Origin of the sequence: Bradyrhizobium sp. CSA112, assembly GCF_029051645.1 — a bacterium.
Classification (GTDB): domain Bacteria; phylum Pseudomonadota; class Alphaproteobacteria; order Rhizobiales; family Xanthobacteraceae; genus Bradyrhizobium.
In genome coordinates, this window is sequence record NZ_JAACFS010000036.1 from 1 (window position 1) to 24,306 (window position 24,306).

Annotated in this window: 21 protein-coding genes and 1 pseudogene; 11 read left to right on the plus strand and 11 right to left on the minus strand. The window is 63.9% G+C overall.

Going from position 1 to position 24,306, the window contains the following annotated elements; all coding sequences use genetic code 11:
• Positions 1 to 191: pseudogene (locus GWE18_RS34400) on the minus strand (hypothetical protein); the annotation flags it as partial.
• A gap of 89 nt (positions 192 to 280) precedes the next feature.
• Between GWE18_RS34400 and GWE18_RS34405 the strand changes: the two are divergent.
• Complete coding sequence (locus GWE18_RS34405; RefSeq protein WP_275190114.1) at positions 281 to 1,219, plus strand: DMT family transporter; 939 nt, start codon at positions 281 to 283, stop codon at positions 1,217 to 1,219.
• Between the two features lie 274 nt (positions 1,220 to 1,493).
• Positions 1,494 to 2,420, plus strand: coding sequence for a tripartite tricarboxylate transporter substrate binding protein (locus tag GWE18_RS34410; protein ID WP_275190195.1), 927 nt, complete (start codon positions 1,494 to 1,496; stop codon positions 2,418 to 2,420).
• A 241-nt stretch (positions 2,421 to 2,661) separates the two neighbouring features.
• Here GWE18_RS34410 and GWE18_RS34415 read toward each other — a convergent pair whose 3' ends face one another.
• Positions 2,662 to 4,347, minus strand: a complete 1,686-nt coding sequence (locus GWE18_RS34415; protein ID WP_275190115.1) for a methyl-accepting chemotaxis protein — start codon at positions 4,345 to 4,347, stop codon at positions 2,662 to 2,664.
• 250 nt (positions 4,348 to 4,597) lie between these two features.
• Here GWE18_RS34415 and GWE18_RS34420 point away from each other — a divergent pair, with 250 nt between their 5' ends.
• The 4 genes from GWE18_RS34420 (at position 4,598) to GWE18_RS34435 (ending at position 9,063) form a co-directional block, all read left to right on the plus strand.
• Positions 4,598 to 5,641 carry a C-terminal binding protein gene (locus tag GWE18_RS34420; protein WP_275190116.1) on the plus strand — a complete coding sequence of 348 codons (1,044 nt, stop codon included), beginning with the start codon at positions 4,598 to 4,600 and terminating at the stop codon, positions 5,639 to 5,641.
• 71 nt (positions 5,642 to 5,712) lie between these two features.
• A complete protein-coding gene (locus tag GWE18_RS34425) occupies positions 5,713 to 7,062 on the plus strand; it encodes an extracellular solute-binding protein (protein WP_275190117.1) in 1,350 nt (449 codons plus the stop codon).
• Positions 7,063 to 7,217: 155 nt separating this feature from the next.
• On the plus strand, positions 7,218 to 8,174 hold the full coding sequence (locus GWE18_RS34430) for a sugar ABC transporter permease (RefSeq protein WP_275190118.1): 957 nt from the start codon (positions 7,218 to 7,220) through the stop codon (positions 8,172 to 8,174).
• Positions 8,167 to 9,063, plus strand: a complete 897-nt coding sequence (locus GWE18_RS34435) for a carbohydrate ABC transporter permease (RefSeq protein ID WP_057853366.1) — start codon at positions 8,167 to 8,169, stop codon at positions 9,061 to 9,063. Before GWE18_RS34430 ends, GWE18_RS34435 begins: the two co-directional genes overlap by 8 nt.
• A 22-nt stretch (positions 9,064 to 9,085) precedes the next feature.
• On the opposite strand, the gene GWE18_RS34440 is transcribed toward GWE18_RS34435, so the two are convergent.
• From GWE18_RS34440 to GWE18_RS34465, 6 genes are all read right to left on the minus strand, one after another.
• Positions 9,086 to 9,907, minus strand: coding sequence for an energy transducer TonB (locus tag GWE18_RS34440; RefSeq protein WP_275190119.1), 822 nt, complete (start codon positions 9,905 to 9,907; stop codon positions 9,086 to 9,088).
• Between the two features lie 6 nt (positions 9,908 to 9,913).
• On the minus strand, positions 9,914 to 10,357 hold the full coding sequence (exbD, locus tag GWE18_RS34445; RefSeq protein WP_275190120.1) for a TonB system transport protein ExbD: 444 nt from the start codon (positions 10,355 to 10,357) through the stop codon (positions 9,914 to 9,916).
• A gap of 4 nt (positions 10,358 to 10,361) precedes the next feature.
• Positions 10,362 to 11,147 carry a tonB-system energizer ExbB gene (gene exbB, locus GWE18_RS34450; RefSeq protein ID WP_275190122.1) on the minus strand — a complete coding sequence of 262 codons (786 nt, stop codon included), beginning with the start codon at positions 11,145 to 11,147 and terminating at the stop codon, positions 10,362 to 10,364.
• A gap of 32 nt (positions 11,148 to 11,179) precedes the next feature.
• Complete coding sequence (gene hutX, locus GWE18_RS34455; RefSeq protein WP_275190124.1) at positions 11,180 to 11,695, minus strand: heme utilization cystosolic carrier protein HutX; 516 nt, start codon at positions 11,693 to 11,695, stop codon at positions 11,180 to 11,182.
• 14 nt (positions 11,696 to 11,709) lie between these two features.
• Positions 11,710 to 12,045 carry an antibiotic biosynthesis monooxygenase gene (locus GWE18_RS34460; protein WP_275190125.1) on the minus strand — a complete coding sequence of 112 codons (336 nt, stop codon included), beginning with the start codon at positions 12,043 to 12,045 and terminating at the stop codon, positions 11,710 to 11,712.
• 148 nt (positions 12,046 to 12,193) lie between these two features.
• Positions 12,194 to 14,560, minus strand: a complete 2,367-nt coding sequence (locus GWE18_RS34465) for a TonB-dependent hemoglobin/transferrin/lactoferrin family receptor (RefSeq protein WP_275190127.1) — start codon at positions 14,558 to 14,560, stop codon at positions 12,194 to 12,196.
• A gap of 262 nt (positions 14,561 to 14,822) precedes the next feature.
• On the opposite strand from GWE18_RS34465, the gene GWE18_RS34470 reads away from it, so the two are divergent.
• The 5 genes from GWE18_RS34470 (at position 14,823) to GWE18_RS34490 (ending at position 19,363) form a co-directional block, all read left to right on the plus strand.
• On the plus strand, positions 14,823 to 15,023 hold the full coding sequence (locus tag GWE18_RS34470) for a hemin uptake protein HemP (protein WP_275190128.1): 201 nt from the start codon (positions 14,823 to 14,825) through the stop codon (positions 15,021 to 15,023).
• 35 nt (positions 15,024 to 15,058) lie between these two features.
• Positions 15,059 to 16,012, plus strand: a complete 954-nt coding sequence (locus GWE18_RS34475) for a hemin ABC transporter substrate-binding protein (protein WP_275190129.1) — start codon at positions 15,059 to 15,061, stop codon at positions 16,010 to 16,012.
• On the plus strand, positions 16,009 to 17,100 hold the full coding sequence (locus tag GWE18_RS34480) for an iron chelate uptake ABC transporter family permease subunit (protein WP_275190130.1): 1,092 nt from the start codon (positions 16,009 to 16,011) through the stop codon (positions 17,098 to 17,100). Before GWE18_RS34475 ends, GWE18_RS34480 begins: the two co-directional genes overlap by 4 nt.
• The gene (locus GWE18_RS34485) at positions 17,097 to 17,903 is read left to right on the plus strand and encodes a heme ABC transporter ATP-binding protein (RefSeq protein WP_275190132.1); all 807 of its coding nucleotides are present in this window, start codon (positions 17,097 to 17,099) and stop codon (positions 17,901 to 17,903) included. Before GWE18_RS34480 ends, GWE18_RS34485 begins: the two co-directional genes overlap by 4 nt.
• A gap of 107 nt (positions 17,904 to 18,010) precedes the next feature.
• Positions 18,011 to 19,363, plus strand: coding sequence for an esterase-like activity of phytase family protein (locus GWE18_RS34490; protein WP_275190133.1), 1,353 nt, complete (start codon positions 18,011 to 18,013; stop codon positions 19,361 to 19,363).
• Between the two features lie 161 nt (positions 19,364 to 19,524).
• Here GWE18_RS34490 and GWE18_RS34495 read toward each other — a convergent pair whose 3' ends face one another.
• The 3 genes from GWE18_RS34495 to GWE18_RS34505 form a co-directional block, all read right to left on the minus strand.
• The gene (locus GWE18_RS34495; protein WP_275190134.1) at positions 19,525 to 21,189 is read right to left on the minus strand and encodes a mucoidy inhibitor MuiA family protein; all 1,665 of its coding nucleotides are present in this window, start codon (positions 21,187 to 21,189) and stop codon (positions 19,525 to 19,527) included.
• Between the two features lie 176 nt (positions 21,190 to 21,365).
• Positions 21,366 to 22,955 carry a phosphoglycerate dehydrogenase gene (gene serA / locus GWE18_RS34500; RefSeq protein WP_275190135.1) on the minus strand — a complete coding sequence of 530 codons (1,590 nt, stop codon included), beginning with the start codon at positions 22,953 to 22,955 and terminating at the stop codon, positions 21,366 to 21,368.
• A 168-nt stretch (positions 22,956 to 23,123) separates the two neighbouring features.
• A complete protein-coding gene (locus GWE18_RS34505) occupies positions 23,124 to 24,296 on the minus strand; it encodes a phosphoserine transaminase (protein WP_275190136.1) in 1,173 nt (390 codons plus the stop codon).
• Positions 24,297 to 24,306 lie beyond the last annotated feature (10 nt).

Genomic DNA, 24,306 nt, shown 5'->3' on the forward strand with positions numbered 1-24,306 from the left:
CCGTAACACCATCCATGTGAGGGACGACCGCCCGCCTTCCAAGCAAGCCGCGCGAAGCGCGCATTCAACAGCGCCGTAGCAAGCGCGGCTTGCTTGGAGGGCAGACCGGGCCCGTTACCCCATCTACGGGTACGCGCGACCGCCTTGGCTTCGCCGGTCCACAGCAGCGTGCCGCCCCGGGCCTTGATCATCGGTACCGGATAATGCGCAGAACATTGTAGCATTGCGCGCACGGGACTTGTCGCGTTGCGGAAAATCCGGCCCTACTCGCCTCGCGACCATGACCCAGCCCGCACCAGCGCCGCCGTCCTTTCGTCCCGTCCGGTGGCTGAACAACCAGCCTTATCTGCTATTGAGCCTGACCTCGCTGTTCTGGGCCGGCAACATCGTGCTGGCGCGCCATGTCGCCGGCCATGTGCCGCCGTTGACGCTGTCCTGCGTCCGCTGGATCGGCACCTTTCTGATCCTGCTGCCCTTTGCCTGGTCGCATCTGAAGCAGGACTGGCCGGTGCTGCGCGCACATCTGCCGATGATGCTGTTTCTGTCGCTGGTCGGGTTCGCCTACAACAACGCGATCTCCTATTGGGCTCTGCAATATACCGAGGCGCTGAACGCGCTTTTGATCCAGTCGGCGGGGCCGCTGTTTGTCGCGCTATGGTCGCTGGCGCTGTTCGGGATTCGCCTGACCGGCGCGCAGCTCGCCGGCATCACCATCTCGCTCGCGGGCGTGCTGACCATCATCCTGCGCGGTGATTTCAGCGCGCTCGCCAGCATCAGCTTCAACCGCGGCGACCTGATGTTTGCAAGCTCGCTGGTGTCGTTCGGATTGTATTCGGCGCTGATCCCGCGCCGGCCGGTGACGCACGCGCTGTCGCTGATTTCATTCACCACCTGCTGCGGCGCGCTGATGCTGCTGCCATTCTCGATCTGGGAGTTTTCGACCGGTGCCACACTGAAGTTCGACATGATCTCGATGGCGACGCTGGGTTATGCGGTGATCTTTCCCTCGACGCTGGCCTACCTGTTCTTCAACCGCGGGCTGGCGCTGATCGGGCCCAATCGTGCGGCGCCGTTCTTTCATCTGGTGCCGGTGTTCGGCTCGGCGATGGCGATCCTCCTGCTCGGCGAGCAGTTGCGGTTATTCCATCTGGTGGGCTACGCGCTGGTGCTGGCCGGCGTGGTGATCGCGTCACGGCGGGCTTCGGCAAGCAAGGTGTGAGGGATTGCGTGTCCCGGACGCGGTGCAGCGCTACTTCAGCGCTGCTCCGCAGAGCCGGGACCCAGCGCGATGGGCCCCGGTTCAACGTCGCATCATTTTATGATGCGACGCGCCCGGGGCACCATTCGATACGTAGTGAGCCGTCTTACCGGCTTCCACTTTCGATCTCGGCAGGCTAGCTTGCCCGCCAATCCAACACAAAAAGAGCTGAGGAAACGACTAAATGTTCGCAACTTTGAAGTGGTACCGGCACGTTGCCGTGGCGGCCCCCCTGATGTTGGCGCTCATCGCCACGGCTTCCGCGCAGGCGCCCTACCCGAACCGCAACATCACGCTGGTGCTGCCGTTCGCTGCCGGCAGCGGCACCGACACCACGACGCGCATTATCTCGAAGGAGCTCGGCACCGCGCTCGGCGCTGGCATCGTGATCGAAAACAAGCCGGGCGCCAACGGCTCGCTCGCGGCAAGCCAGGTGGCCCGCTCCGCGCCGGACGGCTACACGCTGATGGTGTCAACCAACACACCGCATTCGGCCAATCCTTATTTGATGAAGAACATGACCTACGACCCGGTCAAGGACTTCACGCCGATCGCGCGCAGCGGCGACCTGCCCTTCATGCTGGTGATTCACCCGGATATCCCGGCGAACTCGGTGGCAGAACTGATTGCGCTGGCGAAGAAGGAGCCGGGCAAATACTCCTATGCCAGCGGCAGCTCGGCTGCGATCGTCTCCGGCGCAACGTTTGCCCGCCTCGCCGGCATCGATCTGCTTCACGTCCCCTACAAGAGCTCGCCGCCCGCCTTGACCGACCTGATCGCCGGCCGCGTCTCCATGATGTTCATCGACGTCCCGACCGGCCTGCCCCACGTCAACGCCAAGGCGCTGAAGGCGCTCGCGGTCACCACCAAGCAGCGCTCGGCATTGTTGCCCGATCTCCCGACCATGAACGACACGGTGAAGGGTTTCGACATCACCTCGTGGCAAGGCTATTTCGGCCCCGCTGGCATGCCGAAGGATGTCGTCGCCAGGCTGAACGCGGAAATCCGCAAGGTCGTCGAGCGCCCCGACATCAAGAGCCAACTCGCCGAGCGCGGCATGGAAGCATTCTCCGGCACGCCGGAAGAGTTCGACGCCTTCGTGAAGGAGCAGCTCAAGGTGTGGGAGAAGCTGATTGAAGGCGCGGGAATCGAGAAGCAGTAGATGCCGCGCCGCGTAGGTGCGTAGGGTGGGCAAAGGCGCACTTGCCTGTGCCCACCATCTATGCGTTGGACCGTCTTTGTGAATGGGGGCACGCTTCGCTTTGCCCACCCTACGGCCCTTCTGGCCATAAGGTCGTCATCGTCCGCGAAGGCGGACGATCCAGTACGCCGTGCCGTCCGCAATTCATCATTGACGCTGCGGCGTACTGGATGCGCGCCTGCGCGGGGCATGACAACTCTGACTACGCCGCCCTTACCTTGCCGAGGAATTCGTCGACCGCGTTGCGCAGCATGCCGGACTGGGTGTCGAGCTCGCGGGCGTTCGCCAGCACCTCGGACGCCGCCTTGCCGGTCGCGGCCGCCGCCGTGGTGACGCCGCCGATATGGGCGGAGATCTCGTTCGATCCGGCCGCCACCGACTGAATGTTGCGGGCGATCTCGCGGGTGGCGCCGCCCTGCTGCTCGACGGCGGTCGAGATCGAGACCGTGATCTCGCTCATCTGGGCGATGGTTTCGGTGATACCGCCGATCGACGCCACCGCCTCGCTGGTCGAGGACTGCATGGCGGCGACCTGGGAGGAGATCTCCTCGGTCGCCTTCGCGGTCTGGTTGGCGAGCGCCTTCACTTCCGACGCCACGACCGCGAAGCCGCGGCCGGAATCGCCGGCGCGCGCCGCCTCGATAGTGGCGTTGAGCGCGAGCAGATTGGTCTGCGCCGCGATCGAGTGGATCAGCTTGACCACTTCGCCGATCTTCTCGGCGCCGGTCGAGAGCGCGCTGACGGTGGCGTTGGTACGCTCGGCGTCGCTGACCGCCTTGGTGGCGATCTCGCTGGAGCGCGCCACCTGGCGGGAAATCTCGGTCACCGAGCTGGAGAGCTCTTCCGCAGCCGACGCCACCGTGCCGACATTGTCGGACGAGCGCTGCGACGCCGCGCCGACGGTCGCCGCGCGCGCGCTGGCATCGCTGGCGGTCGTGGTCATGGATTGCGCGGTGGTCTGCATGCCGGCGGCCGCCGTCGATACCGAGCGCACAATGCCGGTCACGCTGCGCTCGAAGTCGCTGGCGATGCTGTCCATCGCCGCCCGCCGTTCGGCCTCGGCGCGCGCCTGCACCTCGGCTTCCTTCTGTTCAAGCCCGCGGATGCGCAGCGCGTTGTCCTTGAAAATCTGAACGGTCGCGGCCATTGCGCCGATCTCGTCGCCGCGGCCGATGCCGGGAATTTCGCCGTCCAGCCGGCCCTCGGCGAGGTCCTGCATGCGAGTTCCGAGCTGGCCGAGCGGCTTCGCTATGCTGCGTCCGATCATCCAGGCGATGCCGCCTGCGATCACGGCGATGCCGAGAACGGCAATTCCGAGCACTGCGGCGATCGGCTTCATCTTGGTGTCGAGATCGTCGAGATAGGCGCCGGTGCCGACGAACATGTTCCAGCCAGGGATCGGAACCGCATAGGAGAATTTGCGGATCAGCTCTTCTTGTCCCGGCTTGCGGAATTCATAGCGCAGCATGATTTCGCCGTTCGCCGCGACGCCGTCGCGCAGTTCGCGCACGAGTTTTCTGCCACCCGTGTCGATGTCCATGCGGTTCTGGCCGATCTGGCTGGGAACCGGCGCCAGCACGGCGACGCCATCCATCGTGTAGGCGAACACGTAGCCGTTGCCGTTGTCGAAGGTCAGCGTATTGCCGCGCTTGCTGAACTCGGCAATCGCCGCTTCCTTGGTCATCTGACCCGCGGCGACCTGCTTCTGCAGGCCGAGCGCCATGTTGCGCGCCATGTCGACGATCGCCTTGGTCTGCTCGATCCGCGCATTCAGCATCTCACGCTGCATCAAATAGCCCGCCAGCACGCCGGCCACGCAGAGGCCGAGCAGGGTCACTCCCACCAGAATGCCGAGCTTGGGGGTGATCTTCAGATTTGTCAGCTTCACGGGGGTCTCCGGAAATTGGCGCGTGGCACGCGATTGGCCGATTGATTCGGCGCACAATATCGTGAGACCCTTTAGCGCTTTGTTACGAAGACCAGCGGAAGTGCGGCCGAAACGCCGCTTCCGCTTGAGGCGGCAACCCGCGATTGTAGCGGGCAGCGGTCAGGTCGCGTAAAAGATGAAGTCGCGTAAAGAAAAGGGGCGGCGCCCGCCGCCTTAAATTAACACCGAAGAATGAAATCGGGAGCAGGAAATGCCGAAATTCAGGGTAGTGACGCCGAAGGGCGCAAGCTTCACGGTCGCCGGCGGCGGCTACGATTATGAGAACGAAGCGCTCGATCCGATCGGGGCCGAAATCATCGAGGCGCCGGCCAACGAGGCGGAATTCATCGCCTCAGCCAAGACTGCGGACGCGATCTACGCCAAGGGCATGCCGATCACCAAAGCGATTATCGACGCCCTCGAAAACTGCAAGGTGATCACGCTCGGCAGCGTCGGGGTCGACTCAGTCGACGTCAAGGCCGCCACGGCCCGCGGCATTCCCGTCACCAACATCCCCGACACCTTCATCGAGGAGGTCGCCGACCACGCCATGATGCTTTTGCTGGCGGGTTTTCGGCGGCTGGTCGAGCAGGACAAGATGGTGCGCACCGGCCGCTGGTCTGAAGGCCGGCCTGCGCTTTTGAAGATCCCGCGGCTGATGGGCCAGACGCTTGGCTTCATCTCCTTCGGCCGGGTGGCCCGCGCAGTCGCCAAGCGCGCCGCCCCGTTCGGGTTGCGCATGATGGCCTACGACCCCTTCATCCAGGAAACGCTGATGTACGATCACGGCGTGATGCCGGCGACGCTGTCGGAGGTGCTGTCGCAGTCGGACTTCGTCTCGATGCATGCGCCGGCGCGCCCCGAAGTGCATCACATGCTCACCGAGAAGCATTTCCGCCAGATGAAAAAATCCGCCGTCTTCATCAATACCGGCCGTGGCGCCACGGTGGACGAGGAATCGCTGATCAAGGCGCTGCAGGAAGGCTGGATTGCCCATGCCGCCCTCGACGTGCTGGAAAAGGAGCCGCCGTCCCACAACAACCCGATGCTTTCGATGGAAAACGTCACCCTGACCGCCCATGTGGCCTCGGCCTCGGCACGTTTCGACGAGGCGCGCAAGCGCCGCGTGGGCTACGAATTGTCACTGGTCCTGCAGGGGATGTGGCCGGTAAGCTGCGTCAATCCGTCGGTGCTGCAAAACACCTCGCTCCGCCGCTGGCAGCCTGTCAGCATGGATCGCGGCCCGAACAGCTAGAGGCGCCGGAAAAGTATTGCGAACGACGTTCACTGGCGATCAACGCCGGGAACCAGAACAGGGAGAGAAGCATGAAGAACGACATCACCCGTCGTGAAGCGTTGGCTTTGGGCGTTTCCGCCGCTGCGCTGGCCGCGACCGGCGCATCGGCGCAAACCGCATCCGCCATCAAGGCCGCCGACGTTCCCGCCCCCAAGCTTGCGATCGAAAAAGGCGCGAGCCTGCGCATGCTGCGCCCGGTGCGCTTCGTGCAGGCCGACGAGGACGTGTTCCGCGCCAATGCCGCCAAATTCTCCAAGGAGACCGGCGTCGAGGTCAAGGTCGACTTCGTCGGATGGGAGGACATCAGCCAGCAGACCGCGGTGACCTCGAACTCCGGCGCCGGCCCCGACATCATCATCGGCTTCTCCGATGCGCCGCACATCTACATCGACAAGCTGGTCGAGATGACCGACGTGGCCGACTATCTCGGCAAACGCTATGGCGGCTGGCAGGCGCTGGCGCAGAAATACGGCAAGCGCAACAAGAGCGACGCCTGGATCGGATTGCCGTTCGGCGCCACCGCCGGCCCCCTGATCTACCGCAAATCGGTGCTGCAATCGGTCGGCTTCGACAAGGTTCCGGAGGATCATGCCGGAATTCTGGACCTGTGCCGCAAGCTGCAAAAGGCCGGCAAGCCGGCCGGCTTCGCGCTCGGCAATGCCAAGGGCGACGGAAACGGTTTTGCCAACTGGGCGCTGTGGTCGCACAACGCTTCCCTGCTCGATGAAGAGGGTAACATCGTCATCAACAGCAAGGAGACCATCGCCGCGCTGAACTGGGTCAAGGAGCTGTACCCGACCTTCATCGCCGGCACGCCGTCGTGGAACGACGTCAGCAACAACCGCGCCTACTCCTCGCAGGAAATCTCGCTGACCGCCAACGGCGTATCGCTGTACTTCTCGCTGAAAAACGATCCGGCGACCCGCGCAATCGCCGAGGACAGCGAACACCAGCTTCTTCCGAAGGGCCTCGCCAAGATTTCACCGATGGCGGGGCTGACGCTGAACGCGATGCTGTTCAAGCACAGCCCGTATCCCAACGCCGCAAAGGCGTTCCTGCAATTCATGCTGGAAAAGGACCAGTACGAGCCGTGGCTCAACGCCAACTCAGGCTACTGGTCGCAGCCGCTTGCGGCCTATGCCGACGCCGCTGTTTGGTCCAGCGATCCCAAGGTCAAGATCTTCAAGAACACCATGAACAGCACCTATTACGACGGCTACAAGGGCCCGATCTCGACGGCAACCGGTGCCGTCAGCGCCGATTACGTGTTGATCCAGATGTGCGCAGCGGTTGCCACCGGCGCCTCGACCCCGGAGGCCGCAGCCGCGGAAGCGGAGCAGCGCGCGAAGCGGTACTTCCGGCGACAGGGCCGCGGCTGAACCGCAAATCTGGTCAACCGTCATTGCTTAGGAGCGATTGACACGCCGTCATTCCGGGATGGTGCGAAGCACCAGACCCGGAATCTCGAGATTCCGGGTTCGATGCTTTGCATCGCCCCGGAATGACCTTGAAAGTCTGACAGGTCAGGAATCCGATGTCTGTAACAACCCTCCCATCGCGCGGCATCGCGCTCCGGCAACCGGGCTGGGTCGCGCGCTTGTTCGACTACAAGCCGTTCCTGATCGTGATGTGCCTCACGCCGGCGATCGGGCTATTGACGGTGTTCCTCACCTACCCGCTGGGCCTCGGCGTCTGGCTCGCCTTCACCGACACCACGATCGGCCAGCGCGGCATCTATATCGGCCTGGAGAATTTCCAGTATCTATGGACCGATCCCTTGTGGTGGGGCGCGGTGTTCTACAGCATCTTCTACACAGGGATCGCGACCTTCGGGAAATTCGCGCTCGGCTTCTGGCTGGCGCTGCTGCTCAACAACCACTTCCCGCTCAAGAGTCTGCTCCGCGCCATCGTGCTGTTGCCATGGATCGTGCCGACGGTGCTGTCCGCGCTGGCGTTCTGGTGGATCTACGATCCGCAGTTCTCCATCATTTCCTATCTTTTGGTCGACGTGCTGCATATCCGCACCACCTATATCGACTTCCTCGGCACGCCCTGGCCGGCGCGCTTCTCGCTGATCGTAGCCAACATCTGGCGCGGCATTCCTTTCGTGGCGATCTCGCTCCTGGCGGGGCTGCAGACCATCTCGCCGTCGCTCTATGAGGCGGCGATGCTCGACGGCGCCAGCGCCTGGCAGCGCTTCCGCTACATCACCTTCCCGATGATGCTGCCTATCCTGGCGATCGTGATGACGTTCTCGATCATCTTCACCTTCACCGACTTCCAGCTCGTCTACGCCATCACCCGCGGCGGGCCGGTCAACTCCACGCATCTCCTTGCGACACTTGCCTTCCAGCGCGGCATCGCCGGCGGCGAGCTCGGCGAGGGCGCCGCGATCGCGGTGTCGATGGTCCCGTTCCTCGTGTTCGCGACGTTGTTCAGCTACTTCGGCCTCGCGCGCCGCAAATGGCAGCAGGGAGAAGCCAATGACTGACGCAGCCGCCCAATCCACCAATGTCGGCAGCGCCACGCCGGACACCATGGCGTGGGATTCCCGTGCGCGGCGGGTGATGATGATCTACCTGCCGCTGTCCTGCTTCGTGCTGATCCTGCTGTTCCCGTTCTACTGGATGGCGATCACCTCGTTCAAACCGAACGCGGAGCTTCTGAACTACAGGGAGCACAACCCGTTCTGGATCTCCTCGCCGACGCTTGCGCATATCAAGCATCTCTTGTTCAACACCGCCTATCCGACCTGGTTGAAGACCACGATGTTCGTGGCGATCGGCTCCACCTTCCTGTCGCTGTTTGCCTCGACGCTTGCCGCCTACGCGATCGAGCGCCTACGCTTCCGCGGCAGCCCTTACGTGGGCCTCGGCATCTATCTCGCTTATCTCGTGCCGCCCTCGATCCTGTTCATTCCGTTGGCAACCGTGATCGTGCAGTTCGGCCTGTTCGACTCTCCGATGGCGCTGATCCTGGTGTATCCGACCTTCCTGGTGCCGTTCTGCACCTGGCTCTTGATCGGCTATTTCAAATCGATCCCGTATGAGCTGGAGGAATGCGCGCTGGTCGACGGCGCCACAAGGCTGCAGATCCTGCGGCGGATCACGCTGCCGCTCGCCGTGCCCGGCCTGATCTCGGCTGGCATCTTCTCCTTCACGCTGTCGTGGAACGAGTTCATCTACGCACTCGCCTTCATCCAGAGCGGCGCCAACAAGACGGTGCCAGTCGCGATCCTGACCGAGCTCGTCACCGGCGACGTCTACCAGTGGGGCGCGCTGATGGCAGGCTCCCTGCTCGGCTCGCTGCCAGTCGCGCTGTTTTATTCGCTGTTCGTGGATTACTACGTGTCGTCGCTGACGGGCGCGGTGAAAGAGTAAGGCACCGCTGCGTGCCGTCCCCCTATTTGGGCTTGAACTCCACCGGGACGTTAATGGGCATCGACCCGTAAGCGATCTCGGGCGGAAATGCAGGGAATGGCTGAGCTTGGCGAACCAATGCCATGGCCAGCGCATCGAACGCAGGAACTCCCGAAGAGCCGCCGATGCGGCTCGATAGTACCTGACCGCCGCGGCCCAGCGTGAAGGACAGCCTGACGACGCCGCGCTGGCCGTTGCCGCCGGATGGATATTTATGGAAGCGCAACAAATGCGCGCGGACCCGCTGAGTGTAGGTCGCCATCGCTGAGGCAGAGGCACCCGCGCTGATCGCCGATGCGGCAGGTGCCTGACGCTCGGCGCGCGGCGGCGCGCTGGTACGCGGCGCCGGTGCCTCCGAAGGCTTCTTGGCGTCTGGCCGGACGATTTTCGGCTTCACCGGTACCGGCTTCCGGTCCGGGACGATCTGCGCCGGCTCGAGCTCTTGCGGCGTGGGCTGCAGCTTCTGCTCCGGCGGCGCAACGACTTCCGGTTTCTCCTGCGGCGGGGTCGGTTCGATCTGCTCCGGCACGGCCTCTGCGGCCGCGGGCTCGGGCGGCGACGCGTCCGCCTGCTGCATCTCAGGTCCCGGCATCATGTCCATCGGTGCCGCTTCGGGGGACGACGTAATGGGCGCGAGATCGACCATGATGGTGGGTACCGCCACGCCGGGCTCGGGCCGCTGAGTGTACCAGTTCATAGCCAATGCGATCAGCGCGGCATGGGCGGCGACGATCGCCATCGCCGAAACTCCCCAGCGCCGGACGGCGGCCTGGTCGGAGACATCATGCAAGGCGAAGGCGTTCATGACCGGTTAACTGCGGCCGTCGAGGCCGACCAGTGCGATCTTGAGGTAGCCGGCGTTGCGCAGGAGGTTCATCACCTCCATCAGGTCGCCATAACTAACGGCCTTGTCGGCGCGCAGAAAAATGCGCTCGTTCTTGTCGCTCTTGGTGGCGGCATCGAGGGTCGCGGTCAGCGTATCGCGCGCGACGATGTCCTCGCCAACCGCCATCGAAAGATCCGGCTTCACGGTGACGAACACCGGCTTGTCCGGGCGCGGCGACGGCTCGACGGCGCTGGCGGGAAGATCGACGCCGAGATCGACTGTTGCGAGCGGCGCGGCAACCATGAAGATGATCAGGAGCACCAGCATCACGTCGATGAACGGCGTGACGTTGATCTCGTGAGACTCGACAAGATCGTCGCTGCCGCCGCGCGCCCGTGCGCCGACTGCTTGACCGAGCTTCACGCCCATCGCTTCACTCCGCGGCGCGGGCAAGCCGGAACGAGCCGCGGTCGCCCTCGCGGCTGATCAGCAGCAGCACGAGCGCCGAGGCATCGCCGAGCAACGCACGATGGGCTGCGATCGTGCGGGTGAGATGGTTGTAGATCACGACCGCCGGGATCGCCGCGACCAGACCAAGCGCGGTCGCCAGCAAGGCTTCCGCAATGCCCGGCGCGACCACGGCAAGGTTGGTGGTCTTGGCTTCGGAAATGCCGATGAACGAGTTCATGATGCCCCAGACCGTTCCGAACAGGCCGACGAACGGCGCGGTGGCGCCGACGGTGGCGAGCACGCCGGTACCACGGGCAATCTGCCGCGACATCGCGGCCTCGACCCGCTCCAGCCGCAGCGCCACCCGCTCCTTGAGACCATCGTCGAAATGGCCGCCTGAGAGGCTGGCCTCGCGCGCGGCGGACTGGATGATCTGCGCCACGGCGTCATTGCCGCCGCGGCTTTCCAGCTCGGCCTTGGCGAGCACAGTGTCGGTTTCCAGCAGGCTCAAGCGCCGTTTGGCAGTCGCGGTCTTGCGGCGGATCTCGACGGTTTTTGCCAGCCAGATCGTCCACGTCACCAGGGAGGCGAAGGCGAGCCCGATCATCACCCCCTGCACCACCACGTCCGCATTCACGAACATGTTCCAGGGCGACAGGTTGCGCGGCAACAGCGCCACGTCGGTGGCGGCGAGCGCCGCACCCGGCAAGGCGGCTACGCCGGCCGCGACACACCAACGAATCATAACGTCGAGCACTGTTCGCTGCATGGTCGTCTCCCGGGCTGACAATTAGGGATCGGCTACGCCGCGCGGGCGGGCGCGATCCTTTCCGCAAGCGCGTGAAAGCGTTGCAACTGGTCGCTGCGCAGCGCGCGCGTCTCGTCGCGGCCGACGAACACCTTGAACATGATGCCGCCGTCCACATTGATGAACGCGATGAAGGCCGACGACTTGCCCATGAAGGGCCGCTCGACGAAGGCGATCGCCGCGCAGCGACCATGCCGGAGATGGCCGTGCAGCCCTTTCGGCTGCATCAGGTTGAAATAGCCGCGGCCAATCTCTCCCGCAGGCACGCTGCCGGTGAATTCGAAGATCGCATCATCGGTATGGACGATCAGCGTCACCTCGCCCCATTGCGCGACATCGTTCATCGCGGCGGCGAATTCACCACCGGGGCCGAAGCGCACCATCGTGTCGGGCAGCGCCTCGAGCACAGCGCGCGGCGCGACTTTGCGCTCCCGCGCCACGTCCTCGATCACCGCGCCCGGATTATCAGCCATATGGGCCTTGAGTTCGGCAAGCTCCGTGCTCAACATGACAGCCCTCCTCGTCACGCGGCAGCGCTGGACTTGCGCTCGCTCAGGATCACCTCGAACCCTTCGAACTTGGGATGGCCGAGGTAGAGGCTTTCGCCGGTCTGGTTGTCGGCGCGGGCGTGGGCACGGCGGAACTCTTCCGATTTGGTCCAAGCTTCGAACGCCGCCTTGTCGACCCAGACCGTGTGCGACGAATACAGCGTGTGATCCTCGGCGACGGGCCCCTTGAGCAGGTGAAACTCGACGAAGCCGGTCATGTTGCTGAGATAGGACTCGCGTGAGCGCCAGACATTTTCGAAGGCCGCTTCAGAGCCAATCTTCACCTGGAACCGGTTCATCGCGATGAACATTTTGAAATCTCCTTGCTGGGTTGCTGGGTGCGCCTGGCGTACCATTTGACTTGGTTGGAAACATGAAACGCGCCGAAACCGCGCTTGAGCAGCGCGGCCCGGTGCGTTCGGAGGTGATGGCCTCGCGCGAGACCGTGGATTCTTCGTGTCAGGTTCCTCCGAAGTGATATCTGAGGCCGCCCTTGAAGACGATGCCGGCGCCAGCGCTGGCCCATTTGACGTCGTTCTGCGAGTCGCCCGCGCTCCCGACCGGAATAGCGTACGGCCGATAGTACTGGTTGAGAAGGTTCTCGACCGAGAAATTGAAGGTGAGATCCCGCGTCGGCTGATACTGCAGATACAGGTTGACGAGGTCGTACGAGGTAGCCGGCGTGTAGGTCGGAGGAATGTTCCGGTTTGCGATCGCCGACGTCCACAGCATGGAAAGAATGAGCGTTCTGTCGAGCAGCCGGACACCGGCCGTAGTCGTGATCTTCTGCGGCGGGACGCTATACAGTCCAAACCCCGTCTGCAGGTTCTTGCCATCCTGGAAGGAGCCGGAAATCCCCGCGTACCAGAGGCCGGCGTCATACATCGTCTCGGCCTCGAAGCCCTGAATTCGTGCCGACGCGACGTTCTGATACTGCAGGAACGGCAGGGCGCGGAAAATCGGGTGCGGCGTACCGAACGCAACCTGGTCGATGAAGTCCGTGATATCGTTTCGGAAGAAGTTGATCTTGCCGCGGAAGCTGTCACCGGCGATGAACAGATCGTTCTTTCGGATGTTGAAGCCGATTTCCTTGTTCTTGCCGACCTCGGGACGCAGGTTCGGATTAGGCAGGAAACAGAAGGTGGAGTCCGCGCCCGGCCCCGGCGTACCTGACGGACAACGGAAGAATGAATCGAAGGCGGTAGCGCCGGCATGCGGGCCATTGACCAGCGTCTCCGTGATCGACGGCGCGCGGTAGCCTTCTGCATAACTGGCATAGGGCGTCACCACCGCCACTGGCATCAAAGCAACCGTGATCTTCGGCGACAGCCGGTCGCCCCCCGAAGATGTTGCACCCGACTCCAGGCTGTAGTTGTCGTAGCGAAGTGCGCTGATCGTCTCCAGCAGGTTGCTGTATGTCGCCTTCCACTGGACAAACCCGCCGGACACCGTACGCCTTCCGCCCGGAGTCGTGACATCCGAGGTACCGCGCCGGTCGGCCGTCTTCACGTTGTCCTGGAACGCATCGGCGCCGTACGTGACCGCATGGTGCCAATCCGCATACTCGAAGCGCGAGGTGTTGTGCGCGTCGAAACCGACCGTATCGAGCAGGTAACCGCGGTTGTCGCCGATGCAGCCGGAGACCGGATTGCCCGGCACGCCGCCGCAAAATGCGGAGGGAGTCACGCTGGTGTGGAACGTCTTGATCTGGTCGTTCTCGGTGCGATTCCAGTAGACCTTCGCATCCCAATCGAAAACCTTGTCGTCCGGCTGCGAGTATTTCCAGCCGAGCGTCGTCGTGTAGTTCTTTACGTCGGTCCTGTAGATCGACGTGCCGTTGAGGTTATTGGTCCCGTTCGGATTGGTGGAATTGGGATCACCGGCCCGGCGCGGCGGCTGACCCACGCTGTAAAGGTCTTCCTGGAATATTGTGCCGAGCTTGACTTCGTGCCCGTCAGCAGGGCGCACCGTCACCTTGGCAAGGCCTGCGGTGAGCCGGTTTCCGGTATTGGCGACTTCGAAACCAGTGCCGTCCTTGTAGCTTTCCTGCGTGCTGTAGGTGCCGCCGGCAAAGAAATCCACGTCCGGAGTGACGTGGACACCGCCGAACAGCGAACCAAGGGCCCGCCCCTGATTGGTTCCGAGTATGGTCTTTGCGTCGACACCCCAACGCTCGCCCGGGCGAACAACGTCGTCGATGTCCTTGGTGCGGAATGACGCAACGCCGCCGATCGCGCCAGAGCCGTAGATGTTGGCCGTCGGCCCCCGCACGATGTCGATGCTGCTGACCAATTCCGGGTTGAGGAAAAAGGAGCCGTTCGCGAAATGGCCGGTGCGCTGATAGTTCTGCCGTGCGCCATCGACCACCACGGCAACGCGACCAAAGTCCTGCAAGCCGCGAATATTGATTGAGGTCGACGGCTCGTCGCCGCGATCCTGCACCCACACGCCGGGAATATTGTAGAGGAGGCCGCCGAGCGTGCTGGCTTGGCGCCCCTGAATCTCTTCCAACGTCACCACGCTGACCGGCGCCAGCGCATCGATCGCGCGCTCCTCGGTCTTGGTCGCGACCGCCGTAATCGTATCGAGCGACTGCACGGGTGCGCTGCCGATCTGCGCCCGCGCATTCATCGCCGGCGCGCTTGCCTGCTGATCCTGCGGCGGCTCCGCCGGCTTGCGCCGGGACTGCTTCTGCCGCTCGGACGAGCCGCTGGCAGCCTGCCTATCCGCCGTCTGCGCGTTGCCGGCTTCCCCACCCAGCAATGCAATTGAAACCACCGACGCGCCCAACAAGAGGGCGCGCGAAATCCTAGCCCCGTCAGCCATGCAACCCCAACCCCGCCAATATCTGCTCTTGGGTCTGGCTGGCGGGCGCCGCGTGTTAATCGCGAGCTGCTTGCTGGCTGCCACATTCGCAACGCAGGCACGTGCCCGCATCGTGTCATACTTGGTTACGTGGCAGGTTCCAGGCGGTCAAGAACCGCATCAGGCACTTTATATCAATTGTAAATTGCCACGGTTGGATTGCGGCACACCGCAACTGTACAAACATGGCATCAGACAGAGCTTTCGGGGCGCCACAAACCAGATGTCCGCAACAACAGGAGACAAAGTTGGAGGTGCCCGGACGCAAGCCGGTAAGTCCGCCGCCAGATCGCTCGCTATCAACGGCAACCGGATCGACAGCCGCGAACTGTTCGCGACCGAGCGCGAGATCATCATCGCGCATGGCGAGGACAGCTATCGCCTGCGGCTGACGTCGCAGAACAAGCTGATCCTGACCAAGTGAACCTGACCAAGCGAACTCAACCAGGTGACCCGGCAATGGCAATTTGTCGCACGCTCGCATTGTCCGCCGCCGCGGGCTGTTTCCTGCTCAGCGGCGTCGCGGTCGCTGCGGGCATTACGGTGCATGATGCCCGTAACCGCGACGTCACGATCTCAGATCCCGCGCGGATCGTCTCGATCGGCGGCGCGATTACCGAAATTCTCTATGCCCTGGGCTTCGAGGACAGGCTGGCCGGCGTCGACTCCACCAGCTTCTATCCGCCCGCAGCGCTGCGCGACAAACCGAGCGTCGGCTATATGCGCCAGCTTTCGGCCGAGGGCGTTCTTGGGCTCAATCCCTCGCTGGTGCTGGCAGTGCAGGGATCCGGGCCGAAGGAAACCATGGACGTGCTGGAGGCAGCCAAGGTGCCGCTGGTGCTGGTGCCGGAAACCTTTTCGGAAGCGGGCCTGATCGACAAGATCAAGCTGGTCGGTCACGCCATGGGCGCGGACAAGCGCGCCGAATGCCTGACGGCGGCGGTCGCCGGCGATCTGGCCCAACTTCGCGAGCTGCGCGCCAAGGTGACCAAGCCGGTCCGCGTGATGTTCGTGATGTCGCTGCTGAACGGCCGCGCGATGGCCGCCGGAAAAAATACCGCGGCGAATGAGATCATCGCGCTCGCCGGTGGTGTCAACGCCATCGACGGCTATGACGGCTACAAGATCATCAACGACGAGGCGATCGTCGCGGCAAAGCCCGACGTCGTGCTTTCGATCCAGCGCGGCAAGGACTCGGTGGAAGCGGAAGCCGTATATGTCCATCCCGCCTTCGCGCTGACCCCGGTCGCGGCCAACAAGACCTTCATCTCCATGGAAGGCCTCTATCTGCTCGGCTTCGGCCCGCGCACGGCAGCCGCAGCGCGCGACCTCTCGGTAAAGCTCTATCCGGCGCTGGCGCCGCAGGCGGAGGAGTTCAAGCCGGCGGCACTCACCGCCGATTGCCGGCAATGACCGCTGTCACTGAGGCAGGCGCGAAGCGCCGCAGCGGATATGCGTTTCGCCCGCCGGCTTCGCTGACCCTCATCTGCCTGCTCGCCGCGCTTGCCGGTGCGGCACTGGTCGCACTCACGGTGGGCGCCGCCGGAATTCCGCTGGCGCGGTTGCCGGCCGCGCTCGGCCTGTGGGCGGACGCCTCAGCCAGTTCATCGCTCGCGCGCGACCAGCTCGTGCTGTGGTCGATCCGGATTCCGCGGATAGGCGCCGCTGCGATGGTCGGCGCGCTGCTCGCGGCATCGGGCGCCATCATGCAGGGGCTGTTCCGCAACCCCCTCGCCGACCCCGCGCTGGTCGGCGTTTCCTCCGGCGGCGCATTTGCAGCCGCCGCGGCGATCGTCATCACCGACAGCCAGATCGGCCAAAGCCTTCATTTCATGCAAAATCACTTGCTGCCGATTGCGGCCTTCGCAGGCTCGCTGGTGACCACGATCATCCTTTACTCGATCGCGAGCCGCTCGGGGCGGACGTCGATCGCGATCTTCCTGCTGGCCGGCATTGCCATCGCGGCCATCGCCAATGCCGGCATAGGGCTACTCGTGTTCATCGCCGATGACCGCCAGTTGCGTGACATCACGTTCTGGCTATTGGGCTCGCTGAGCGGCGCGACCTGGCCCAAGCTCGCCACGCTGGCGCCGGTGCTGGGCCTGGCAGCGATCGCCTGCCTCTCGATTGCGCGCGGGCTCGATGTGCTGGTGCTGGGCGAGGCCGAGGCATTTCACAGCGGCGTCGATGTCGAACGATTGAAGCGGATTTCGATCGTGCTGGTGTCGGCGATGACCGGCGTTGCCGTCTCTGTCTGCGGCGTCGTCGGATTTGTCGGCATCGTGGTACCGCATCTGTTGCGGCTGGTGATCGGGCCTGCGCACCGGCTGCTGCTGCCGGCCTCAATGCTATTGGGTGCAGTGCTGCTGGTCGGCGCCGATACGCTGGCCCGCACCATCGTGGCGCCTGCGGAAATGCCGATCGGCATCCTGACGGCTGCCATCGGTGCGCCGTTCTTCCTAGGCATGCTGCTCCGCCAGCGCGGGCTGGTTTCGCTATGACCGCCATTCTCGAAGCGCAGTCGGTCTCGATGACGGTCGGCGGCGCCACGCTGGTCGATGGCATCGATCTGCGCATCGCAGCCGGCGAGATGGTCGCGATTGTCGGCCCCAACGGCGCCGGCAAATCGACGCTGCTGCGGATGTTGTCCGGCGATCTCCGGCCGACGCGGGGGCAGATCAGGCTGAAGCAGCGCGACATCCTTAGCTTTCCGCCGCGCCTTCTCGCCCATCATCGCGCGATGCTGTCGCAGCACGTCAACGTCACCTTCCCGTTCACGGTCGATGAAATCGTCCATATGGGCGCGGGGGATACCGGCCGCGCCGCCGCGCAGCGGCTGGTCGATGCGGCGCTCGGCGAGGTCGATCTCGCCCATTTCAGTCATCGGCAATTGCCGACGCTCTCCGGCGGCGAACAGCAGCGCGCGCATTTCGCCCGCGTGCTGGTGCAGCTCGCCTGCGGTGAAGAACAGCATGGCCCGGGCCTTCTGCTGCTCGACGAGCCGACCTCCAGCCTCGACATGCGCCACCAGATCGATCTGGTGGAAACGGCGAAACGGCGCGCGCAGAACGGCACGGCCGTGATCGCCGTGCTGCACGATCTCAATCTGGCGATGCGCTTCGCCGACCGGATCGTGCTGCTGCACCGCGGCCGGCTCGCCGTCGACGGCGGCCGCACGGACGCGATCACGGCCGAAACCATCCGCAGGATCTTCGAGGTCGACGTGACGATCGACTACACCGAGCAGGGCGTGCCGTTCCTGCTGCCGCAGACCATGCGTCCGGCCGGCGCGCCGACGGCATAACGCCGCAAGGCTTTTCCAACGGCGTTACAGGTTGTTCACGGAACTGTCAGCCAACTGTAACACCCCTCCGCAAAGACAGGCGCATCGTCACTCACAGGAGATCCGCCATGCGCGTGTCATTGCTCTGCTCTGTCGCGTCTGTTTTTCTGGCCGGCGCCGCCTTCGCCCAGGGCGAAGGTGAGTTTCCCGCAACGCTGAAAGGCCATGCGGTGCTGCCGGCGCAGACTTTCATCGATGCGCCCGCCGATGCACCTAGCGATCTCAAGACCGCAGGCAAATACACCACCGGCCGCCGCGTCGACGCCGTCGGCACCGTGATGGGCAAATCCTACGAGCGGCCGACCGGCGTCTCGCTGCCGTTCAAGGGCCAGCCGCTGCAGGGCCATTCCGGCATCAAGGTGATGCCGGACGGTTCGTTCTGGGTGCTCACCGACAACGGCATGGGCTCGCGCTACAACTCGGCGGATTCGATGCTGTATCTGAACCGCCACAAGATCGACTGGGCGACCGGCAAGATCGAGCGCCAGGAAACCATCTTCCTGCACGATCCCGACAAGAAGGTGCCGTTCCGCATCCTGCACGAGGACACCGCAAAGCGTTATCTCACCGGCGCCGATTTCGATACCGAAGGTTTTCAGATCGTCGGCGACACCTTCTGGATCGGCGACGAGTTCGGGCCCTATGTGCTGAAGACCGACAAGACCGGCAAGATCCTCGCCGTGTTCGAAACCAGCGCCGACGGCAAGCCGGTGCGCTCGCCCGATCATTGGTTTGTGCAGTCGCCGGCCGCGCCAGGCGCGAGCTACACCACGGTCAATCTGCGCCGCTCCAAGGGCTATGAAGGTTTTGCCGCCTCGAAGGACGGCAAATTCCTGTACGGTCTGCTCGAGGGCCCGCTGTGGGATGCCGAGAAGAAGGACGTTGAAAAGGTCGACGGCAAGGAAGCCGCGCGGATCCTCGAATTCGACGTTGCTGCGGAAAAATTCACCGGCCGCCATTGGCATTACGTGTTCGAGCACAACGGTCACGCCATCGGCGACTTCAACATGATCGACGCGACGAGCGGCCTGATCATCGAGCGCGACAATGGCGAAGGCACCGCGGACAAGGCCTGCCCGGCCGGCCAGCGCGGCGAGAACTGTTTTGCGGACCTCGCGAAATTCAAGCGCGTCTACAAGATCGAACTCTCCGACGCCAATGTCGGCAAGCCGGTGCGCAAGATCGCCTATGTCGACCTGATGAAGATCAAGGATCCCGACAAGAAGGCCCGCAAGCCGCTCAACGACGGCGTGCTGACCTTCCCGTTCTTCACCATCGAGAATGTCGATCGGGTCGACGACACCCATATCATCGTCGGCAACGACAACAATCTGCCGTTCTCGTCCAGCCGCGAGCCGAACAAGGCCGACGATAATGAGTTCGTGCTGCTGGAAGTCGGCGAGTTCCTGAAGGCGAAGTAATGGCCTGTGCCCTCCCTCTCCCCGCCCTTTCGCGGGGAGAGGGTCGGGGTGAGGGGCTCTATCCGCGTAATCACTGCTGATTGAGTCTGCGGAAATAGCCCCTCACCCCTGCCCTATTCCCGTAAGAACGGGGAGAGGGAGACTATCCGCGACAGCGAGCCTCAGCCCGCCGGCACCATCACGACGCCCTTGTCCTTCGGCCAGCGTATTCGCCAGGCGAAGTTGATGTCCCTGACCTCACCGGGCTTGGCCTCAAAAGCCCATTCCAGCACGCCGCGCTTGTCGCGAAGGTTGCTCGCGGTCGGCGGCGTCGTGGACGGCAGCATTTCGACCTGAATCTCTTCATTCTCGCTGACCGGCAGTTGATCCTCGATCGCGATCCGAAGCGGGAAATCATGGCCGTTACGTACAGTGGTCTTGAACGCGCGCTCGTCGGTCTTCGACGTCGTCACGATCAGGCCGGCTGATCCCTCGTTGCGCTTGAGGACGGTGCGCTCGATCTTGATCTTGTCGTCGGCGCCGAATCCGAGCCGCACGGTCTCGTCCTTAGCCGCAGCAGCCATGTGCCCACGGCCAACGAAGACGCCGTCGCGATAGATCGCGACCCGGCCCGGCAACAGCGGCGCGTCCTCGTTCTGCTTGAAGCTCGCTTCGAGGAACGCGGTCGGATCCTTCACCGGCGCGGCGCGCACGGCGAGATCGGGAGCAATGGTCGCGGTGGAAACACGCAGGCTCTTGGCGCCTTCGCTGGCGCTGAGGCTGACGCGGCCGGGAATTTTGAACACCATCTGGAAGCTGCTGACGTCAGCAGTGGCCTGCTGTTCCTCGGCCTTCCCGGCGAGCGCCTCCGCTACCTGGGGCGCCGGTGCTGAGCGCAGCAGCGGCTTCGCATTATCCATCAAGCCGCCGCTGGCCGATTGAGCAGGACGCGGCGGTTGCGGATATTGCACAATCAGCGAATTGAGGTCGGGCGCGCTGCCGCCGCGCGCGGTGCGCACGGTCGAGACGCTGAGCGCAACGTTGGACCAATCCTCGCCGGTGGCTTGCGTGATTTCGGCGCGGCGCACCAGTTCGAGCGCGGGCTTGCGGTCCTTGGTGCCGGTGTCGAGACGGGCATCATAGAGCGGCATCCAGCGCGCGTTGCGCACGGTATAGGTGACGCGCAACGTCGCTTTCGTCGCGGCCGCAGCGGCGAGTTCGATCTTAACTTCCAGCTTACTCGGCGGCTTCTGCGCCCGGTCCTGTTCGAGACGCACGATTTCGCGGTCGAGTTCGCGCTGCTTGCGTTCGGCGTCGCGGATGGCCGCGTCGGCGCTGCCAATTTCCTCGCCGACCGCGGCAAAGGCCGCGCGCCATTCGGCAATCGGCCGCGCCTCACCCTTGTCGCCGATCCCTGCGGGAGACGTATCGGCAAAGCGTTCTGCGAACTTGCGCCGCGCTTTCGCCGCATCGATTGCGCCTTGGAGATTGGCCCGCTCGTCCTTCAGGGCCTCGATGCGCCTATCGAGCTCGGGCAGATTGACCGGCGGCGCCGCGCGCGGCGGTTTTGCGTCGATCGCGCCGATCGTGAATTTCGCGCCCGCCTCACCCTCGACCCGGAGGGATGACGGATCCAGCGTTAGCGGAAAATCCTTGAGAACGGCTGAGTTCTCGCCGGCCGGCAGATCGAGCGAGATGATCCGCGTGACGCTGGCGCCGTCGGGATAGACGGTAACCGCATCGACCGCCGAACTGGCGCCCAATTCGGCCGCGCGCACCGGGCCGGCGGCAAGCGCCGTGAGCGCGACGAGGCTCGTCGTCAAAAAAACGTTCGCAATCAATCGCATGGATACCCTCCTGAACCATTCGCCGGATGGCAACGCGCAACAACGCCCACCACTCCCGGTCATGAGACGCAGCGAGGAAGAAACTGGTTCGATTGGGAATACCATGTGGCTTCGCCGCGGCGGGACCGCGGCGAAGGATAAGCAATCCCCTCTCTGAGGGGAAAAGGACGACGGGACTAGAACGCCAGCGCCTTGGCCTGCTTCACCTGAGGCAGCTTCTGCACCTTGGCAAGTACCTCCGCCGGCACAGGCCCATCGATCTCGACCAGCGCGATGGCGTCACCGCCCTGCTTGACGCGGCCGAGATGGAAGGTGGCGATGTTGATCTTGGCGTCGCCGAGCAGGCCGGCGAAGCTGCCGATGAAGCCGGGCTTGTCCTCGTTGGTGACATAGATCATCGACTTGCCGAACTCGGCGTCGACCCGGATGCCCTTGATGTCGACCAGCCGCGGCTTGCCGTCGTGATAGACGGTGCCGGAGACGGAACGCTCCTGCCGTTCGGTGGTGACGGTCACCGTGATCAGGCTTTCGTAATCGCTCTGCGCCGCGCGCACGATCTCGTCCACCACCATGCCGCGCTCTTTCGCGACGACGGGCGCGGAGACCACATTGACTTCGCCCAGCATCGGCCGCAGCAGGCCCGACAGCACCGCCGAGGTGATCGCCTTGATCTTCATCTCGGCGACATGGCCCTCATAGGTGATCTCAGTCTTCAGGATGCCGCTCTCGGTGAGCTGGCCCGCGAACGAGCCGAGCTTTTCGGCGAGTTCGATGAACGGCTTCAGCTTCGGCGCTTCCTCCGCCGTGATCGAGGGGAAGTTCACCGCGTTCGAGATCGCGCCGGTCAGCAGGTAATCCGACATCTGCTCGGCGACCTGCAGCGCGACGTTTTCCTGCGCTTCCGTGGTGGAGGCGCCGAGATGCGGCGTGCAGATCACGCTGGGATGGCCGAACAGCACGTTCTTGGTGGCGGGCTCCTCGACGAACACGTCGAAGGCGGCGCCGGCGACATGCTTGGAATTCAGCGCCTCGACCAGCGCCTGCTCGTCGACCAGGCCGCCACGGGCGCAGTTGATGATACGCACGCCCTTCTTCATCTTGGCGATCGCCGCCGCGTCGATGATGTTCCTGGTCTTCTCGGTCAACGGCGTGTGCAGCGTGATGAAATCGGCGCGCTTGAGCAGTTCGTCGAGTTCGACCTTCTCGACGCCGATGTCCTTGGCGCGTTCCGGCGACAGGAACGGATCGAACGCGACCACCTTCATTTTCAGACCAAGCGCGCGGTCGGCGGCGATCGAGCCGATATTGCCGCAGCCGATCACGCCCAGCGTCTTGCCGGTGATCTCGACGCCCATGAAGCGGTTCTTCTCCCACTTGCCGGCCTGCGTCGAGGCGTCGGCCTGCGGAATTTCACGCGCCAGCGCCAGCATCAGCGTGATCGCATGTTCGGCGGTCGTGATCGAATTGCCGAACGGCGTATTCATCACGATGATGCCCTTGGCGGTGGCCGCGGGAATCTCGACATTGTCGACGCCGATGCCGGCGCGTCCGATCACCTTGAGCTTCTTTGCTTTCTCGATGATCTTCGCGGTCGCCTTGGTCGCGGAACGAATCGCAAGACCGTCGTAATTGCCGATGATCTCGGCGAGCTTGTCCTTGTCCTTGCCGAGATTGGGCTGGAAGTCGACCTCGATGCCGCGATCCTTGAAGATCTGAACGGCAGCAGGAGAGAGTGCGTCGGAAATGAGAACTTTGGGTTTGGACATTGGAGTGATCCTTCACACCCTCCCCTGGAGGGGGAGGGTCGGCGCGAAGCGCCGGGGTGGGGTGAAACTGTCGCTGCGAACTCTGCGTGCGTCGGGCGCGGAGATATCACCCCACCCCGACGCATCCTTCGGATGCGTCGACCCTCCCCCTCCAGGGGAGGGTGACGATTAAGCGGCCTTCGGCAACGCGGCCTTGGCCTCGGCGAACGCCCAGTCGATCCACTGCGTCAACAGCGCAACGTCGGAGGCTTCCACGGTGGCGCCGCACCAGATCCGCAGGCCCGCAGGCGCATCGCGGTAATAGGCAAAGTCGTAACCGGCGGCTTCCTTCTCCACCAGCGCGACCAGCTTCTTGGAGAACTCCGCCTGCGCATCCGCCGTCAGCGAGGTGATCGCGGGATCTGTGAACTTCAGACACACCGAGGTGTTGGAACGGATCGAGGCATCCTTCGCCAGGAAATCGATCCACGGCGTCTTCGCCTTCCAGTCCGAAAGCACTTTGGTGTTGGCGTCGGCCCGCGCGATCAGCGCCTTGAGGCCGCCGATCGATTTCGCCCAGTTCAGCGCATCGAGATAATCCTCGACGCACAGCATCGACGGCGTGTTGATGGTCTCGCCTTCGAAGATACCCTGGTTGAGCTTGCCGCCCTTGGTCAGGCGGAAAATTTTCGGCAACGGCCAGGCCGGCTTGTAGGTCTCGAGCCGCTCCACCGCGCGCGGTGAGAGGATCAGCATGCCATGCGCGGCCTCGCCGCCCAGCGCCTTCTGCCAGGAGAACGTCACCACATCGAGCTTTGCGAAATCGAGTGCTTGCGCAAAAGCGGCCGACGTCGCGTCGCAGATGGTGAGACCTTCGCGGGTCGCGCTGATCCAGTCGGCGTTGGGCACGCGCACGCCCGAGGTCGTGCCATTCCAGGTGAAGACGATGTCGGAAGCCGGATCGGCTTTGCTCAGGTCGGGAAGATCGCCATAGCCGGCGTGCAGCTTGATGACGTCCTTCAGCTTCAATTCCTTGACGATGTCGCTGACCCAGCCCTCGCCGAAGGATTCCCAGGCGATCGTGGTGACGGGCCGCGCACCGAGCAGCGACCACAGCGCCATTTCGACCGCGCCGGTATCGGACGCCGGCACGATGCCGATCTTGTAGTCGGCCGGCACTTCAAGTACTTCGCGCGTCAGTTCGATCGCGAGCTTGAGCTTGGCTTTACCGATCTTCGCGCGATGCGAGCGGCCGAGGGCTGCGTCCTTTAGATTTTGGGGATTCCAGCCGGGGCGCTTGGCACAGGGGCCGGAAGAAAAATGCGGCACGTTCGGCCGCGAAGCGGGCTTCGCTACAGTCATGATCTATCCT